General features: G+C 70.9%; 19 protein-coding genes. 4 read left to right on the top strand and 15 right to left on the bottom strand.

Annotated features, from left to right (window positions below):
• Positions 1 to 322: ATP-binding protein (locus tag B042_RS0116585; protein ID WP_036555384.1), on the bottom strand; the 322-nt coding region annotated here is incomplete at its 3' end.
• 220 nt (positions 323 to 542) lie between these two features.
• Between B042_RS0116585 and B042_RS0116580 the strand changes: the two genes are divergently transcribed.
• From B042_RS0116580 to B042_RS0116570, 3 genes are all read left to right on the top strand, one after another.
• Positions 543 to 1,400, top strand: coding sequence for a DUF5753 domain-containing protein (locus tag B042_RS0116580; RefSeq protein ID WP_028649265.1), 858 nt, complete (start codon positions 543 to 545; stop codon positions 1,398 to 1,400).
• Position 1,401: 1 nt separating this feature from the next.
• The gene (locus B042_RS0116575; RefSeq protein ID WP_028649264.1) at positions 1,402 to 1,596 is read left to right on the top strand and encodes a DUF397 domain-containing protein; all 195 of its coding nucleotides are present in this window, start codon (positions 1,402 to 1,404) and stop codon (positions 1,594 to 1,596) included.
• A gap of 110 nt (positions 1,597 to 1,706) precedes the next feature.
• A complete protein-coding gene (locus B042_RS0116570) occupies positions 1,707 to 2,555 on the top strand; it encodes an aminoglycoside 3'-phosphotransferase (protein WP_051415752.1) in 849 nt (282 codons plus the stop codon).
• Positions 2,556 to 2,651: 96 nt separating this feature from the next.
• Here the strand turns inward: B042_RS0116570 and B042_RS23550 are convergent, their stop codons facing one another.
• From B042_RS23550 to B042_RS23540, 14 genes are all read right to left on the bottom strand, one after another.
• The gene (locus tag B042_RS23550) at positions 2,652 to 5,360 is read right to left on the bottom strand and encodes an OmpA family protein (RefSeq protein ID WP_036555381.1); all 2,709 of its coding nucleotides are present in this window, start codon (positions 5,358 to 5,360) and stop codon (positions 2,652 to 2,654) included.
• Positions 5,361 to 5,394: 34 nt separating this feature from the next.
• Positions 5,395 to 5,799, bottom strand: a complete 405-nt coding sequence (locus B042_RS0116560) for a pilus assembly protein TadG-related protein (RefSeq protein WP_028649262.1) — start codon at positions 5,797 to 5,799, stop codon at positions 5,395 to 5,397.
• Positions 5,796 to 6,212, bottom strand: a complete 417-nt coding sequence (locus tag B042_RS0116555) for a TadE/TadG family type IV pilus assembly protein (protein ID WP_028649261.1) — start codon at positions 6,210 to 6,212, stop codon at positions 5,796 to 5,798. The genes B042_RS0116560 and B042_RS0116555 overlap by 4 nt, the downstream gene beginning before the upstream one ends.
• Positions 6,209 to 6,592: a TadE/TadG family type IV pilus assembly protein gene (locus B042_RS0116550; protein ID WP_028649260.1), complete on the bottom strand. Its 384-nt coding sequence runs from the start codon at positions 6,590 to 6,592 to the stop codon at positions 6,209 to 6,211. The genes B042_RS0116555 and B042_RS0116550 overlap by 4 nt, the downstream gene beginning before the upstream one ends.
• Entirely contained in the window at positions 6,576 to 6,770 is a 195-nt protein-coding gene (locus B042_RS0116545; RefSeq protein ID WP_028649259.1) for a hypothetical protein, read from the bottom strand. Before B042_RS0116545 ends, B042_RS0116550 begins: the two co-directional genes overlap by 17 nt.
• A gap of 28 nt (positions 6,771 to 6,798) precedes the next feature.
• A complete protein-coding gene (locus tag B042_RS0116540; RefSeq protein ID WP_028649258.1) occupies positions 6,799 to 7,695 on the bottom strand; it encodes a type II secretion system F family protein in 897 nt (298 codons plus the stop codon).
• A complete protein-coding gene (locus B042_RS0116535) occupies positions 7,695 to 8,564 on the bottom strand; it encodes a type II secretion system F family protein (protein WP_028649257.1) in 870 nt (289 codons plus the stop codon). Before B042_RS0116535 ends, B042_RS0116540 begins: the two co-directional genes overlap by 1 nt.
• A complete protein-coding gene (locus tag B042_RS0116530; RefSeq protein ID WP_081748830.1) occupies positions 8,552 to 9,904 on the bottom strand; it encodes a CpaF family protein in 1,353 nt (450 codons plus the stop codon). Before B042_RS0116530 ends, B042_RS0116535 begins: the two co-directional genes overlap by 13 nt.
• Entirely contained in the window at positions 9,901 to 10,653 is a 753-nt protein-coding gene (locus B042_RS23545) for a hypothetical protein (RefSeq protein WP_036555378.1), read from the bottom strand. The genes B042_RS0116530 and B042_RS23545 overlap by 4 nt, the downstream gene beginning before the upstream one ends.
• Positions 10,650 to 11,318, bottom strand: coding sequence for an SAF domain-containing protein (locus tag B042_RS0116520; RefSeq protein WP_028649255.1), 669 nt, complete (start codon positions 11,316 to 11,318; stop codon positions 10,650 to 10,652). Before B042_RS0116520 ends, B042_RS23545 begins: the two co-directional genes overlap by 4 nt.
• A gap of 30 nt (positions 11,319 to 11,348) precedes the next feature.
• Positions 11,349 to 12,230: a hypothetical protein gene (locus B042_RS0116515; RefSeq protein ID WP_028649254.1), complete on the bottom strand. Its 882-nt coding sequence runs from the start codon at positions 12,228 to 12,230 to the stop codon at positions 11,349 to 11,351.
• Positions 12,224 to 12,754 (bottom strand): hypothetical protein, encoded by a 531-nt coding sequence (locus B042_RS0116510; protein ID WP_028649253.1) that lies wholly within the window; start codon positions 12,752 to 12,754, stop codon positions 12,224 to 12,226. Before B042_RS0116510 ends, B042_RS0116515 begins: the two co-directional genes overlap by 7 nt.
• Before the next feature lie 339 nt (positions 12,755 to 13,093).
• Positions 13,094 to 13,852: a DeoR/GlpR family DNA-binding transcription regulator gene (locus tag B042_RS0116505; protein ID WP_028649252.1), complete on the bottom strand. Its 759-nt coding sequence runs from the start codon at positions 13,850 to 13,852 to the stop codon at positions 13,094 to 13,096.
• A 303-nt stretch (positions 13,853 to 14,155) separates the two neighbouring features.
• Complete coding sequence (locus tag B042_RS23540) at positions 14,156 to 14,752, bottom strand: DeoR/GlpR family DNA-binding transcription regulator (protein ID WP_231494126.1); 597 nt, start codon at positions 14,750 to 14,752, stop codon at positions 14,156 to 14,158.
• A 689-nt stretch (positions 14,753 to 15,441) separates the two neighbouring features.
• On the opposite strand from B042_RS23540, the gene B042_RS23535 reads away from it, so the two are divergent.
• The coding region (locus tag B042_RS23535) for a hypothetical protein (RefSeq protein WP_155989143.1) at positions 15,442 to 15,715 on the top strand (274 nt) is incomplete at its 3' end.

The raw sequence follows: 15,715 nt of genomic DNA, 5'->3' as shown, positions 1-15,715 counted from the left end.
TGGAGCGGTAGCCGTCGTCGATCACCCCCACCCGCAGGCGGTCTTCGGCGGGCATGGTCAGGGTGCGGATGACGTGCCCCTCGGGCTCTCCGGAGCGGGAGTGGTCGACGGCGTTGGCGAAGAGCTCGCTGGCGCACAGCACCGCGTCGTCGGCGGTGTCGGAGGCCATGCCGGACAGGCGGGCCAGGTCCTCGCGCAGGTCGTCGCGGAGCTCGCGGGTGTGGACCAGGTCCCCGGGGTAGAGGCGGCAGGGCCACCGCCGCCCCGCGAACCCGGGCACCGCGTTGTGGAGGGGTATGCGCTGTTCGGGCACAATGAACATGCCGATCTCGCTTTCTGGCTACACAGGGTGGAAAGGGTTGGCGTGCCCTGGGGGTGTGACCGCACCCACCAGGGCTTTCTCATGCCTTGATGACCAGCGCTAGTCCTGACGCCCGCACCGAAGGCACAGCTCAAGTAAACTTAAAGCCACAAGCATTTGCAAGTAGCTTTTGAAAGTAGCTCGATTTGTCCGTTCCTGCGAGGAAAGGCATTATCAAGAGATGGCTGGCAACCCCACATTGGCGCAGTGGCAACTTGCCCAGGAACTCCGCAAGCTCCGCGGGGACCGCAAGTTCAGCGACGTGGTGACCTCCATGCGCACGGCCGCGAGCAGCCTGGCACGATGGGAGACACCGGGCGACGGAGGCGCGGTCCCCGGGGCCGCCGCGATCGAACGGCTGCTGACCCTCTACGAAGCCTCCGAGGAGCTCGACCGCCTGCTCGCCCTGCGCAAGCAAGCCCGCGAGCCCGACCGCTGGCAGCCCTACGACCTGGAGCGCAGCTACCGCTCGTACACCAACATCGAGGCGCAGGCAACATCCATCGAGATATACCAGTCGCAGCTCGTCCCCGGACTCGCCCAGACCGAGGACTATGCCCGCACCGTCATCGGAGCGACGATGCGCCCGGACAGCGACCTCGACAGGGAAGTCCAGGTACGCCTCACCCGTCAGCAGGTACTGACCCGCAAGAACCCGCCGCATGTGTGGATCATCATCGCCGAGGCGGCACTGAGACAACGCATTGGCAGCGCGCGACTCATGCAGGAGCAGGTCGAACACCTCATCGAACTGGCCGACATGCCGACCGTCACGCTCCAGGTACTCCCTTACAGCGCAGGCGCACACGCCGCGCTCACTCTGGCGTCCTTCTCCATCCTGCGCGTGGACCACCATGGGCTCATGACCGTGTACCTCCAAGGCCCGTCCTCCCACATGTTCATGTCGAGCCCGGAGAACATGGCCCACTACTCAGACATCTACAACCGTCTTCGCGCAGCCGCGATGGACGACGGCGCTCCGACCCTGGCGCTGATGACACACATCGCCCACCAGCACAGCAAGGACAAGGATCACTGATATGACAGCGACACCCCCTCCCTCGCGCCACCCCCGTTTCCACAAGTCCAGCTACTCCCAGAGCGAAGCGGCATGCGTCGAGGTCGCCGAGGGGCCGGTCACTGGGGTCCGCGACACCAAGCACCGCGAGCTGGGCGCGCTCTTCTTCGACACCGGCGAGTGGCGCGCCTTCCTGGCCAGTACCAAGGACGCCTGACCACTCCCCCAGCCCTACAGCACGTGATCTTGCTACCAGCGCAGGGCTCAGCTACCCGACACCTGCACTGGTAGCAAGATCACACACGTTCGGGCTCTACGATCGGGTCCATGGCGGACCCGATGGAGCTCTTAGGACCGGAGTGGGGCGTCCTCCGGCAGGAGGCCGTCAGCCTCGGGCTCTCGGGCGCGCGGGTCTCACGGATGCTCGACGCGCGGGGACGTCCGGTCGCCTTCGTCAAGTCGGCCGACAGCCGGATCCGCCACCTCGTCCACAGCATCGAAGCCGGGGCCGCCCGCCTCACATGGCTGGCACGCCTGGCGGTCCCGGTGCCCGAGGTCCTGGGCACCGGCGCGGACGGCGGCCGCATCTGGCTCGCGACGCGAGCACTCGCGGGCCGTCCGGCATCCGACCCCTGGCCCGAGGCGGATCGCGACGCCGTCGTCGACCTGATCGCCCGCGCCACCCGTGAGCTGCACGCCACGGTCGTGGCCGACGCCCCCCTTCGATTCGACATGTCCCTGTCGTCGCTGTTTCCGGACATCCGAGAACGGGTCGAGTCCGGACTGGTCGACCGCTCGTGGGCCGCCGCGGGGCGGAAGGGACCCTCGGCGGCGGTCGTACTGGCCGAACTGGAGAGCATGGTCAGCGAACTCGGTGGCGGGAGGCCCGCGGTGTCCCACGGCGACCTCTCCCTCCCCAACGTGCTCATCGACCGGTATCGCGTGTCGGGGTTCGTGGACGTGGGCCGTGCGGGGGTGGCCGATCCGCACTCCGACCTCGCGGACATGGTGCGAAGCCTGAGCAGCCACCTGAACCCCCAGTTCGGCACCGCCTCGGCGGAGAGGTTCCTGGACGTGTACGGCCGAGACAGGGTCGACCCCGACCGGCTCCGGCTGCACGACCTTCTGGAGGGCTTCTTCTGGCCGGTGCCCGAAGCCCGCGCGTCCCACGGCTGAGCGCCGGGCCCGGTACACCTCTCGGCAGGGTTCTCCTCAGTACGAAACTGAGCGTCGAATTTCGCGCTGGGGAGAACCCCGACCGTGCTCCAGGGGCTACACCGGCTCCTTGGGGCGCCAGGTCCGGCCCCGACCCGCCTTCCTGGGCTTGGCGGGCATCGGTCGCGACGCGGGCTGGCCGCCGTTGCCACCGCTCCCGTCGCCGCCCTGGCCCGCGCTCTCCGGCCCGGAGGCCCTCTCCGCCGTGTCGGACGCGCGAACCGCGGGCGCGGCGCGGCGACCGTCGGCCTGGGACGCGCTGCGGCGGCTCTTCACCGGGCCTGGGCGCTTGCGGAGCGGGGTCTTCGGCAGGTCGGCCGAGGCCTCCGGGCGGTTGCGCGGAGCCGCCGCCCTGCGCCGGGTCGGTGCGGCGACCGGCGCCGTCTCAGCGGCGTCTTCGGGCGTGGCGTCCTTCGGTGCGGCGGGCGCGGGCTCGCCGGGTTCGGGGACGTTTCCCCAGAAGGCATTCGGTTCGAAGTCCTCGCTGCCGCCCGGGGTGTCCCAGAACCCGGAGCCGGACGCCCGGCCGCCTCCGTCTCCGGACCTGGCTGCGGGCACGGACCGGCTGCCGCTCCGGCCCGGAGCGCGGGTCCGCTTGCCCGCCTTGGCCGGGGGATCCGACCGGTCCGGGACACGGGTCCACTCCGATTCCGGCTCGGCCTCCTCAGGCACAGCGGACTCGCCCGCCTCCCACACGGCCCTCTCGGAGAAGGGAGGCTCGGGCTCCTCGACCCACTCGTGGTGCTCCTCGACCGACTCGTAGTAGCGGGTTTCCGCGACGGGCTCTTCCCCGGCCTCCGCCGGGGCAGGGGCGGGGACCCACTCGGAACCGGCCAGCGCCTCGGTGTGCCGGGCCGCCGTCGGCCTCCGATCCGGCTCCCGCCACTCTTCCGGCTCCCGCCACTCTTCCGGCTCCTCGTCCTCCCGCTCCCCCCACTGCTCGGCCTGGGACGAGGACGCCACCGGTTCGGCCCGTTTGGGCTCGTCGTAGGAGAACGCGGCGCGCTCCTGCGCTTCCTCCTCGAACCCGCTGAAGTCCTCGAACACGAACCCGGCCGGTTCCTCCTGCTCCACGTGGAAACGGGAGTCGGTGGCAGGCAGGGAGTGGCGGTAGGCGCGGATCGCCTCCCGCACCTGGTCTGCGGAGCAGCCGGGCCAGGAGTAGTGGAAGATCGGGTTGAGCGGCGGGCTGGTCTCGACGATGAGCCCGTCCTCATCGATCACGCAACTGCCGCCGAGCGGCCAGCGGCCCAGAATCACGGCGCTGATGCCGCGGTGCTGGCCGTGCAGCAGCAGTGCGGACAGCGCGGTCTCGTGCTCGGGCCCGGGCGTGCGGGAGACGAGGACGAGCGGGGCGGGCTCGTCGGTGGTCAGCGCCTCATCGACGGACTCGCGCAGTTCGCTCTGGAGCACTTCGAGCGCCTGCCGGGTGGTGCCCACCATCTGGAGGGGCTCGCAGGGGTGCTTGGTGAGCAGTTCGCGGCCCCTCGCCCCGACCAGGTGCTCGATGTCGGCCTCGGTGACCACCACGCGCGCGGTGTCCTCACCCGAGGTGTCGAGTGCGTTGAACAGCAGCCGGCGGGCGGCGCCCGCCGCACCGGCGCCGGTGAGGCCCAGCCCCGGGACGTGGCCCAGCTCCACGCTCACCCGGTCGTCGATGTCCTCGCTCGGAACCGGGCGGGGCGGGGCGGGCGGCAGGGCGTGGCGGGTGGGCTTGCGCGGGAACGGATTACGCGGACGCGGCAGCGACAGGATGGTCCGGGGAACGCGCACACCGCCCCGGGACAGGACGTAGCCGCCGAGCAGTCCGGCGAACCCGGCCGCGAGGGTGGGTGCGCTCTCGGGGATCTCCAAGACGACGGTCTGCGGGCTCTCGGACCCGTCCTCCTCCGCCGCGGAGGCCGACAGGACCGGCACCTGCTCCGGTGTCTCCTCTCCCGGTGTCCCCTGGACGGTCTCCCCGGTCTGCTCGGCGCCTCCGGCCGGAGCGGTCGTGGCCGTCAGGGGGCCGGTCCGCAGTGAGTAGGTGAGTTCGACCCTGCGTTGGTCGGCGGCGTCGCCCTCGCGCGCCTCCTGCGATCCGAGCCCGGTGACGACCGTGTCAGGGGCCTTGGCCCTGAGCTCGTCGGCGAGGTGGTCGGCGACGGCCTGGGCGCGGAGCTCGGACAGGCGCAGGTTGGTCTGGGCGTCGCCGCTGGGGTCGGTGTGTCCGGTGATGTAGACGGGAACGCTCGGGTCGCCGTAGGAGAGCAGCAGGTCGACCACGGGTGCCAGGTCCTGGCGCATGGCGTCGGTGAGTTCGACCGAGCCGGCCTCGAACCCCGAGACGACGCGCTCACGCTCGGCACTCTGTTCCCGGGGGCCCTCGTCGGGCGCGGGCGGGGCGGCCTCGTCGCCGCGCTCGGTCCCCTCCTCGTCCTGGACGACGGTGTCGGCCATGGCCTGGGTGGGCGCGGCCAGGGTCGCGCCCACCGCGGTGGCGGCGACGACCTGGAGCGGTCCCAGCGGGCGGAGGGGGCCGACGGTCCCGCGCAGGCGGGCGACGGCCTCTGCGAGGATCCCGGCCAGGTACAGGCTCCACAGGGTCCACAGTGCGACGATCAGCAGTGCGGTGGGCAGCCCCGGCGGCATGCGCAGGGCGCGCAGGTGGACCAGCGCACCGGACCACGACAGGTCGAGCTGTGGCCAGGGCAGGTGCCACAGGAGCAGGTAGGGGATACCGAACAGGACCGCCGCCGCGAGGGCGATCGCACTCGTCTTGCGCAAACCTGGCATGGCCGCCTCACAGGGTTCGTGGCGTCTAGGGGATGGGTTGCGTGTAGGGCCGGGCGCTGGCGGTAGCCGCCGCGTGGGTCGAGACCAGGGGCAGGAGGGTGAAGGTGTAGGGCACCCGCGCCGTGACCGTGACGGTGTCGCCGTCCACGGCGACGGTGCCGGTGGCTCCGGAGTCGGCGAGGAAGTCCTGCGCGGCGGCGGCCGCGGCGGCGCCGTCGAGCTGCACCGAGCTGGTGCCCTCCCGGTAGGCCTCCCAGTCGATCTGCTGGGTCCCCACGCGCGCGGCCTCCTGGGCGAAGGACATGGCCTGGGTGTGGCTGCGCAGCAGGCCGCCGCCGTCGAGGACCAGCCCGAGGCAGAGCGCGAAGGCGGCCATCATGACCACGACGAAGGCGGTGGCCTGTCCGCTGTCGGAGGAGGTTCGTCTCACGGCTGCCCCCGGAAGGTGTCCACGGCCACGGTCGAGGTCCCCCGGACGGTGATCGTGCCGGGGACGCCGAGCCCGGAGAGGTCTCCGAGGCCGACGTGGCATTCGAGCACGGCGGTGACGGTGCCGCCGGGGACCAGCCCGCCGTGGTCGAGGGTCAGGGTGTGGTCGGCGCAGCGCAGCCCGGAGCCGTCCAGGCTCTGGGCTGCGATCGCTCCGGCGCTGGCCTCGGCCTGGGGCACGCTCCGCTCCAGGGCGGCGGCGCGGGCGGCGGCGTGGGCCGCGTGGTCCGCGGTGGACCCGGCCCCCGACAGCCGCCCGGCGAGGATGACGAGCAGCGCGAAGAGGAGCAGCACCGGTGTGAGGACGGTGAGCTCCACCGCGGCCGAGCCGCGGTCGTCTCGCCTGGGTGTCACGGGAGGGCCTCCGGTTCGACGAACCGTTCCACGGGGGCGGACAGGTCGTGGTGCACGTTCCAGGTCGTGCCGGGGACAAGGGACTGCACCCGCCCCTGCACGACGACGGTGACCTCGGTGGCGCCGCGGTCCACCGAGACGGTGCGGTCCAGCAGCAGCGAGCCGCCGAGCTCGTCGGCGATCGCCTCTGCGGCGGCCTGGCCGCCCGCACCCTCAGCGGTGCGGGCGGCCTCCACCGACTGCCGCGCGATGGCGGCGGCCACATGGTCGGCGTGCATGTACAGCGCGACCTGGATCACGAAGAGGACGAGGAGCAGCAGGAGCGGGGTGGCGACCACCAGCTCGGCGCTGCTGCCCCGGTCATCATCCGTTGAAGGCATTTTCGATCTCTTCGGCTTCCCCCACGATGACGTCCAGGAGAATCGCGCTGACAGCGAGGGCGACGGCGATCAGTCCGGCGATCACCACGATCGTCTCGGTGGAGTAGCCACCGTCGTCGCGGGTGAGGCGCAGGCGGTCCTGGATCCGGGTGTAGAGGTAGGCGGTGATGCGGTTCATCGGGGGACTCCCTTGATTGGTGATGGTTTCACAAACTGAAGAGGACATGGCTTACTGCCGGGTAGCCGAGGAGGATGAGGAAGCCCATGAACAGCATGACGACGGGCAGGCTCATCTTCTCGGTGTCGGACTGGGCACGGGCGTCGACCTCGGCGAGGAACTGGGTTCGCAGGGTCTTGGCCTTGGCCGCGAGCGAGGTGCGCACCCGGGCGCCGTCGGCTCCGGCCAGTTGCAGACTGGCCGCGAGCTCGTCGAACTCGGAGGTGTCGTAGCGTTTGCCGATGTCGCTCAGGGCGGCCCAGGGCGGCTGACGGCGCAGCGCGGCGTCGCGCAGGGCCTCGCGGATGCGCACCATCGCCCAGGTGTCGCTGGCCGCACTGGCGTCGGTGAGGGCACCGTTGACGCCCGCACCTCCGGCGAGCGAGACCACGACGAGGTCGGCGAACCCGGCGAGGGTGTGCCGCATCTGCTCGCGGCGCTTGTGGGCCTCGTCCCGTAGGGACAGGTCGGGTGCGAACCACAGGACGAGGGCGAAGCCTGCCCACAGCACGGCGGCGAGGCCCACAGACAAGGACACTCCGAGCACGCCCAAGAGTGCCCCCAGGACCGGGGGGACCGTGACGGCGAGGACCAGGCCGGTGGTCTTCTCGGACAGGTAGCCGACCGTGTCGCGCTCGCAGACCTCCAGATCGCGGCGGGTACGGGCACCGGGCAGGCCGAAGCCGGACAGCAGCGGGACGCCGAGCCGGCCCAAGCGGGCCAGCGGGCCGCCGCTCGGGTTGCGTGCGGGAGGTTCGGCGGGCGGCGGGGCGGTGAGGCGCTCGGCCAGGGTGGGGCCGCCGAAGCGCACGGCCAGCAGCAGCCACACGGCCAGGCCCACGAGGGCGCCGCCACCGGCGGCGAGGAGAAGTTCGACGGTGCTCATCAGGCTGCCACCTCCGTGTCACGTGACGTGCCCGGGGCCAGCACCCGGGGGCCGAGGACTGGCTGGGAGAGCCGGGACAGCCAGGCCAGGGCTCCGGCCCACAGGGCACCGATCCCGACGAGCACCACCTGTCCGAGGAGACCGTCGAAGGGGTCCAGGTACTCGCGGTTGAACAGCAGCAGGGCCACGGCCATGCCCAGGGTCACCGAGATGATGATCCGGGTGGAGGTACGCACCCGGGCCTGGTTGGCGGCCGTGCGGACCAGCATGGCGGCCTGTTCGCGGGCGGCCTCGGACAGCGAGCCCAGGAGCACCCCGAGGTCGGTGGCGTGGCGCGAGGTGGCGCTGGTCAGAGCCGCCGCGACCAGGTCGGCGGTGGGGTTGTCGACGTCGTCGGCGAACCGTCCGAGCGCCTCGCGGGGCGGGGTGCCCAGACGGAGTTCGTCGGCGAGGCGGACGACCTGCTCGCGGATGGGGTCGGGGGCGATGGGGATGGTGGCGGTGATGGCCTGGTGCAGGCCCGCGGCCCCGGCCATGAGGTCGCGCAGCATCTCCGTCCAGGCGGCCACGGCCTCCACTCCGGCGACCTGGCGCTGGTGGCGGCGGTCGGGACCCAGGAGGGCGGGGGCCCACCAGGCACCGACGGCCATCAGCAACCCGCCGACCGGCCAGCCGGTGAGGAGCCAGGCCGCAGTACCGGCCACGATCGACAAGACCAGGCGCAGCGGCCGGTACTGCCCGAACAGCGCGCTGCTCAGGCGTCCCTGTTGCGCTCCGCCCCAGGGCAGGGCGGCCAGGGCGACGGTGAGCCCGATCCCGGCCAGGGCGCCGCACACGGCGACGATGACGGTCGTCGTCATCGCACCCACCCCCCGACACCCATGTCGGTGTGGAGGACCGAGGCGTCGAGCCCGGCCCTGGTGAGGGCGTCCAGGGTGTCGGAACCCGGCGGCGCGGCGGGCAGGCGCTCGCCCGCGCGGTTCCTGCGGTAGATCTCGTTGGAGATGACACTCTGCCCTTCGGCTCCGACCACTTCACGCACGCTCGTCACCATGCGGCCACCGGTGGGGAGCGCGGAGACGTGGATGACCAGGTGGACGGCTGCGGCGACCAGGGACGCGGTGGCGTCCAGTGGAAGGCGTTCGGCGGACTGGGCCGCGTAGGCGCCCAGCTTGGTGAAGGCACCGGCCGAATTCGCGGCGTGCAGGGTGGTGAGGCTGCCGTCGTTGCCCTGGCTCATGGCGTTGAGCAGGGGGACGGTCTCCTGTCCGCGGGTCTCGCCGACGATCACGCGGTCGGGCGACATGCGCAGCGCGGCGCGGACGAGGTCGGCGATGGTGATGGCGCCGACGCCCTCGATGTTGGCGGGCCGCGCCTGGAGGGCGACGCAGTCGGGGTGGGCGTCGGTGTCCTTGTCGAAGCCGAGCTCGAAGACGTCCTCGATGGTGACGAGACGCTCGTCTGGCGGGATCTCCGAGGCCAGGGCGCGCAGCAGGGTGGTCTTGCCCGCACCGGTACCGCCGGTGACGACCATGTTGCGCCGGGACAGGACGGCGGCCCGCAGCAGCGCGACCAGGGCGGGGTCGAGGGTGCCGAGCCTGCGCAGGCGCTCCAGGGAGGCGCGGCTGTGCCGGTGGCGGCGGATGGACACGGCGGGTTCGCGGGCGACCTCCATGACCGCGTTGAGCCGCTCGCCGCCGGGCATCGGCATGTCGAGGATGGGCGCACCGGGGTCGAAGCGCCGCTCACCGCTGTCGGACTCGGCGGCGATGCGCCGGATGAGGGCGATGAGCTGTTCGGGGTCGTCGAACAGGGGCGGCTTCTGTTCGCGGCGGCCGTCGGCGTAGCGGACCCACACACGGGTGCCGTTGACGTTGATGTTCTCGATCTCGGGGTCGTCCAGGAGCGGCTGGAGCGGTCCGAGGCCGCTCACCTGGGCGAGGACACGGCGGGAGACGGCGGCCTCGGCGGTCGGCTCCAGGACGGGGCGGCCCTGGGCGAGAGCCTCCCCGGCGGTCTCGTCGAGGATGCGCGCGATGACGCGTTCGGCCTCGCGCCGGTAGTCGACGTCGGAGACGTCACTCTCGCGCAGCAGTGCGCTCAGGCGGCGGGTGGCCTCGGCTGCGGTGCGCTCGACCAGCGCGTCCTCGCGTTCGCGGTGGCCGTGTCCGGGGTCGAGGAACTCGTCTCCGAAGGTGGTGTCGATCATGTGGCGGCCTCCGCACGCTCGCGCGTCTGTGCCGCGTCCCGGATCAGCGTGCGGGCCAGGGACGCCGCGGTCTTGAACAGGGGCCTCTTGTGGGGGCGGCGCAGGTTCTTCTCCCCGCGCAGGAAGGCCGCGCTCTTGGGGTCGGCGGGCAGGCGGCCCCACACGGGCATGCCGACGGCGTCGGAGACCTCCGCGGTGGAGCGGTCGCCGCCGCTGATGACGGTGCGCAGCCCCGGCAGGGTCTCGAAGAGGTGGGCGGCCGACTCCTGGAGGCGGCGCAGTTGCGCGAGGTCGTCCTGGGCCACCAGCAGCGCGGCGTCGGCGTGCGCGGCGAGGTGGGCGGTGGCGCTGCGGGGCGCGAGCCGCCCCAGGTCCAGGACGGTGACGGGCCCGTCGTCAGCGGCCAGCGATCCGGCGTTCTGGGCCAGCAGGCGGACCGCGCCGTCGGCTCGGTCGGCGGAGGAGGGCGCGGGGCAGACGGGGAGCCCGCCCGGCAGGGCTTGGGCATGGCCGACCGGGCCGCCGCCGTCGTAGCCGCCACTCGCGCCGTGGCGGAGCGCGGCGGCCAGGTCGGTGAGTCCGGGTGAGGCCGGCAGCCGCCGCCAGAGAGCGATGTCGCCTCCGGAGGCATCGGCCTCCACCAGCACCGCTCCGCGCTCCTCGGGCCAGACCGCGGCCAGGGCCGTGGCTGCCAGAGTGACGCCGGGCGCGCCGCTGAGGGAGAACAGGGCGACGGTGCGGGGCCTCACGAGTCGCTCCTGGGCTGGACCTGGACGAGGGCGATGTTCCCGGTCGCCGCAGCGGTCGTGATGCGGGCGGCGTCGAGGGAGGAGACGACGAGTTCGACGGTCACGGAGCCGTCGCTGGCGGCGGACTCCACGCTCTGGAGCGTCGCGGGATAGGCCTCGACGCCTTGCTGGGCCTCCTCGGGACCGTCGGAGACCACCACGACGGATACCTCCGCTCCGGTCCGGAGAGAGGCGGGAAAGTCGCCCGGTTCCAGAGCGGCACCGATCACCGCCTGGCCGGCCCCCGGATACTCCGCAGGCCCGATCGCGGTGCCCGGGAGGAGGGAGCCGTCGGCGATGGGGACGGCCAGTGTGCGGCCGATGATCTCCTCCAGTTGCGCCTCGGTCACGACGGAGACGCCCTCGGGCACGGCGATCCTGGCCACCACCAGGTCTTGCGCGGTCACCACGTGGCCCACGGGAAGGTTCCCGTCGGCGACGAGGACCCCCTGGGCCTGGTCGGTTCCCTGGACGGCCGTGACCCCGGCCAGGGCGCCGGTCGTGGCCAGGGCCAGCCCCAGCACCACCCAGCGCCAGCGTTTGGGCCCGCCGCCCAGGAGCCGTACCTGGGGCGGCGGCGCTCCGGTACTGGTCCGGGGGCCGGGGACCGTGCTTGTGCCCACCATGTCGGTTTCCTCCGCTGCCTCGTCCTTGTGTCAGCGTCCGGACTCGGACACCAGTGACTGTGATTCCTCGACCGTGACGATCATCTGGGTGGCTGTCGCGGCCGTGTCGAGCGTTCCGGACGCGCCGTCGGAGAACTCCCAGGCCACGTCCCAGGTGACGGCTGCGGTGACGGTGTAGGCACCGCCTTCCTGGGCCCCGGAGGAGACGGTGTAGACGTGGCCGCAGTCGGGCGAAGCCGAGTCGGGGGCGTGCACGGCCGAGTCGTAGGGGGTCCCGGGGCCGTCGCAGACGATCTCGGTGCCGTCGCCCATGGTCCACGTGGTCTGCGCGGGGGTTGCGGTGAGCTCCAGCGACCAGCCGGGGACCGCTGCGCTCGCCGTGGCCGGGGCCCAGGCCTGCTCGTCGATCCACAGCCAGAGCGGGGTGTGCACCAGAACGAGGGAGCCCTCGGCAGGCGAGGTGGCGATCACGGGTTCGGGGAGCTCGAAGGAGTCCATGGACTCCTGGATGAGGGTGACGGGGTCGGTGCCGGGGGTGGCCGCGTTCTCCTCGGCGAAGACGGCGTCCCAGTCGATCGCGTCCCAGTCCACAGCGTCCCAGTCGATCGCATCCCAATCGATCGCGTCCCAGTCGACGCCGGCGTAGGGGTCGTCGGGATCGACGGCCCCGGCCCCGCCGGTGCCGCCCCCTCCGGTGCCGCCGGAGCCGCCGGAGCCGCCCTCCGAGCCCGAGGTTCCGCTGTGGTAGTTCCACCACTGCAACAGGATCGAGCATCCGTCGCCGCCACTGCTGCCGCACTCGATCTGTCCCAGGAAGGACGGCGAGCCCGCCGTGTCCGCGTTCGCGGAGGACACCGTTCCCAGCATGACGACCACGACCGTGAGCGAGGCCGCGCCTGCGCGTCTCAACATGTTCCCGGCTCCCAGATCCGAAGGTCGGACACGCGCCAGGCGAGTCCGTCGTGTATGAGTCGGGCCTCGACCAGTCGCGGTCCCACTCCTACGGCGGGCTGCGAGGCGAAGCCCCACGAGGTGTCGTCGAGGCAGTCGGTGACCTGGGCCCTGTCGGACGACTCGACGAGGGCCTCGGGGGCGAGGACGGGTTCACCGGAGACGTCGGCCCCGGCCGTGACCGCACCCTGGAGCGCCTCGGTCATGAGGGCCAGCGCGCCCCCGACGGCGTGGCGTTCGAGGGCGTCGGAACCCCCGGTGCCTTCGTGGGAGGCGGTGACGACCGCGTCCCACATGCCGGTGTAGGCGGCGAGGACAGCCTCCTCTTCGGGTGTCCCCGCCCGCGCGGGGGCCGGGGAGGCCGAGGGTTCGGTCAGCACGGGCTCCCCGCCGGGAGCCAGCGTGCATGCGGCGGGGAGGAGGAGCACCAGGAGGCAACCCGAGACCACCGCGCCTCGTCGGACGGTGGAGGTCCTGGATCTCATCACAGACGTCTTTCCGTTTCGGTGGGACCTCTCGGGAACGAGCCCGCTGGCGGGGTTCCCGTGGATGATTCGGAGTACTCGCGCCACTGTGACGGGTCCGGAGATGGGCGCACACACCCGATGGACCGGACACCACACACCACATGTGGTTTTGATTGGTCTTGTGTGAGCTTATAGAAGCATCGGACACGGAACAACCCGAACAAACGGAGACCCAAACCACAAGAGAGCAACAATATGCGGGCCAGGCTAAGAAAACGTAGAATCATAGGATGAATTAAGCCGCACTTGGGCGGACTCATCGGTGTGGTCAAGCGGTCCGTCGTGGGCTCGGTGCGGTCAGACCGTGAGGACCCGTGCCCCCGAGGCGGTCAGCTCCTCTTTCAGATCGAAGGGCAGACCGCTGTCGGTGATGACACGGTCGATCTCCTCGACCCCGGCGACCCTGGCGAAGTGGTCACGGCCGACCTTGGTGTGGTCGGCCAGCAGCACGGTCCGACTCGCTGAGCCGATCATCGCCTGTTTGATCTGTGCGTCCGCCAGGTCAGCGGTAGTGACCCCGCGTTCGGCGGAGACACCATCGGCGGTGATGAAGGCGACGTCGACATAGGTCTCCTCCAGAGCACGCAGAGCCCACACGTCCACGGTGGCCCGGGTGCGTGCTCGCAAGCGTCCGCCGAGCATCATGAGGTCGATGTTCTCGCGTGGCAGGAGGGAGAGCACCGCCAGGGTGGAGTTCGTGACCACGGTGAGCTCGCGGTCGTTGGGGAAGAACTCGGCCAGCTTAGCGACGACCGCGCCCGAGCCGAGGAGAACGGCACCGTTCTCTGGGAGCTCGGCCAGCGCGGCCTTGGCTATCCGCTCCTCTTCGGCCAGTATCTCGTTACGCGGACCCGGTGGGGCCTCGAAAGCGAGCCGGCCGACAGGGATGGCGCCACCGTGCACGCGACGCAGGACAGCATGGCGCTCCAGAGCGGTCAGATCGCGCCGGATGGTCTCATAGGTGACACCGTAGTCAGCGGAGAGCTGCGCGACATCGACCCGCCCCTCCTTGCGGGCGCGCTCCAGGATGAGGCTCTGACGCTCCTCCGCGTACATGTGGTATCACCTGATTTTCATTCTCGGGGCCATTGACACCCACGCAAAGGCCTCAGTATATGAAGGACCCTACCCAGTGGCAGGCGTCCTGAGCTATTGCGGTGCGGAAAAGGGCAGGACAACGGAGCCGACCAGGCGTTCGGGACCAGGCAACGGCAGCAACGGGGCGGGCACCCCACAGGCAGGGCGGTGGGCGGACCGAGAGGCAGCCCCGACCTAGGCGGGGCCGCCCGAAGGGCGGGAAGCGCACACGAGGGGGCCCGGTGCGAGAAGGCGCTGGCGGCGCGGAACCGCCCGTGGAGTTCAGGCCTGCAACAGCAGGGAAACGCGTGCCCGAAGCGCCGCGGACACCTTCGGAGCCAGGTCGGCACTGGTGACGAGACAGTCCACCTCGTCGAGGCGCGCGAACCGGAACTCCCGGTCATTTCCGACCTCGGCCTGATCGGCCAGCACCACAATCTTGCGTGCCGTGTCCATCATCGCCCGCTGACACTTGCCCTCGGATGAATCCCCGCTGGTCAGACCACGTGAGACGGAGATCCCCTCAGGAGCGACGAAGGCGATGTCCGCGCTAAGCCCCTCCAGTTCCCCGGGGACGGCCAGAGTGGCACCCGCACGGCGGTGCAGAGGACCACCCGTGAGATAGAGCGTGATGTCACCACGGTCAGCCAGCAACAAAGCCGAGGACACGGAATTGGTGACCACGGTGTAGCCGCAACCGAACGGCAGCCGGGCCGCGAGCAGCTCGGTGAGCGTACCGGCACCCAGGAGCACGACCCCCTCGCCGGGAAGCTCGGCAAGCGCGGCCCGGACGATCCTCTCCTCTTCGGCGGACCAGTCCCCGACCCGGCGCAGCGTGTTCGAGGTGGCGGGCCGCTCTGAGGGGTGCTGGGTTCCCACGCCACCGACGGCACCAGCGCAAACGACCACGTCGGCCTCCCCTGCTCCTCGACCGACGGCCCACGGGGCGGCTCCACACTGTCCTTCGCGGGCTCCACCGCGGTGAAGAAGTGCCATGATCCACCGCTTCGTCAGACCACTCGGATGCCATTTTTTATCACGGCCCACAATCCACTCGCAACGGCTCACACCAGGCTTCTGGGGGTAGAGAGGCCACCCAGAGCAGCAAAGGTGCCACAAGCCACGCCCCCGATCGGATCGGACGATCAGAAAGGCCGAGGTCACAGGCATTTCAGCCTTGCCGAGCAAGGAATCCTCGGATGGATCTCCACCGCGACCGTGACTCCGATCGCATTCAACCGCCCGCCAGGCCCCTCTCCGGACCGGTGGGGCCGACCTCATGAGCCATGGAGAGGAAGCCACTCCGACATCTGGCGCAAGTAGGCACTAAACATCCCGAGTGCACACAAGTGACCCCGAACCCCGCTTCTATCACAGTTTCAATACAGAATCTATGTGCGCGAGTGAAAACAAAAAAAATTCGCTGGGCCTTCCCCGTCAAGACATGTTACTGCTAAGTTCATCAACTCTCTGGCTTCATCANCGCTGGTGCCACTGGAGACGACTGACCGCAGGATGACCCGCCCCGTGCCCTGAACACGAACAGCGGGTAGAGGGGGTGACTTGGTGTGCCTCTAGCCCACGACATGGACCACGGCCCCCGCTACCTCCTCGCCACCCTCACCGGCATCGTCCTGCCCAGCGCCAACCCCACCGCCCTACGCACCACCGCCGAACTCTACGAACACCTCGGCCACCAAATCACCCACGAACTCACCCACACCCTCGAACGCACCCGCACCCAGGTCCACACCCACTTCTCCGGCCGCGCCTCCCGCTCCTTCGACCACTCCCTCGCCCAGTTCACCACCGGCGAGCGCGACTACATCGGCCACGCCGGCC

Source organism: Nocardiopsis sp. CNT312 (assembly GCF_000515115.1).
Classification (GTDB): domain Bacteria; phylum Actinomycetota; class Actinomycetes; order Streptosporangiales; family Streptosporangiaceae; genus Nocardiopsis.
This window is presented reverse-complemented; position numbering and strand designations above follow the sequence as displayed.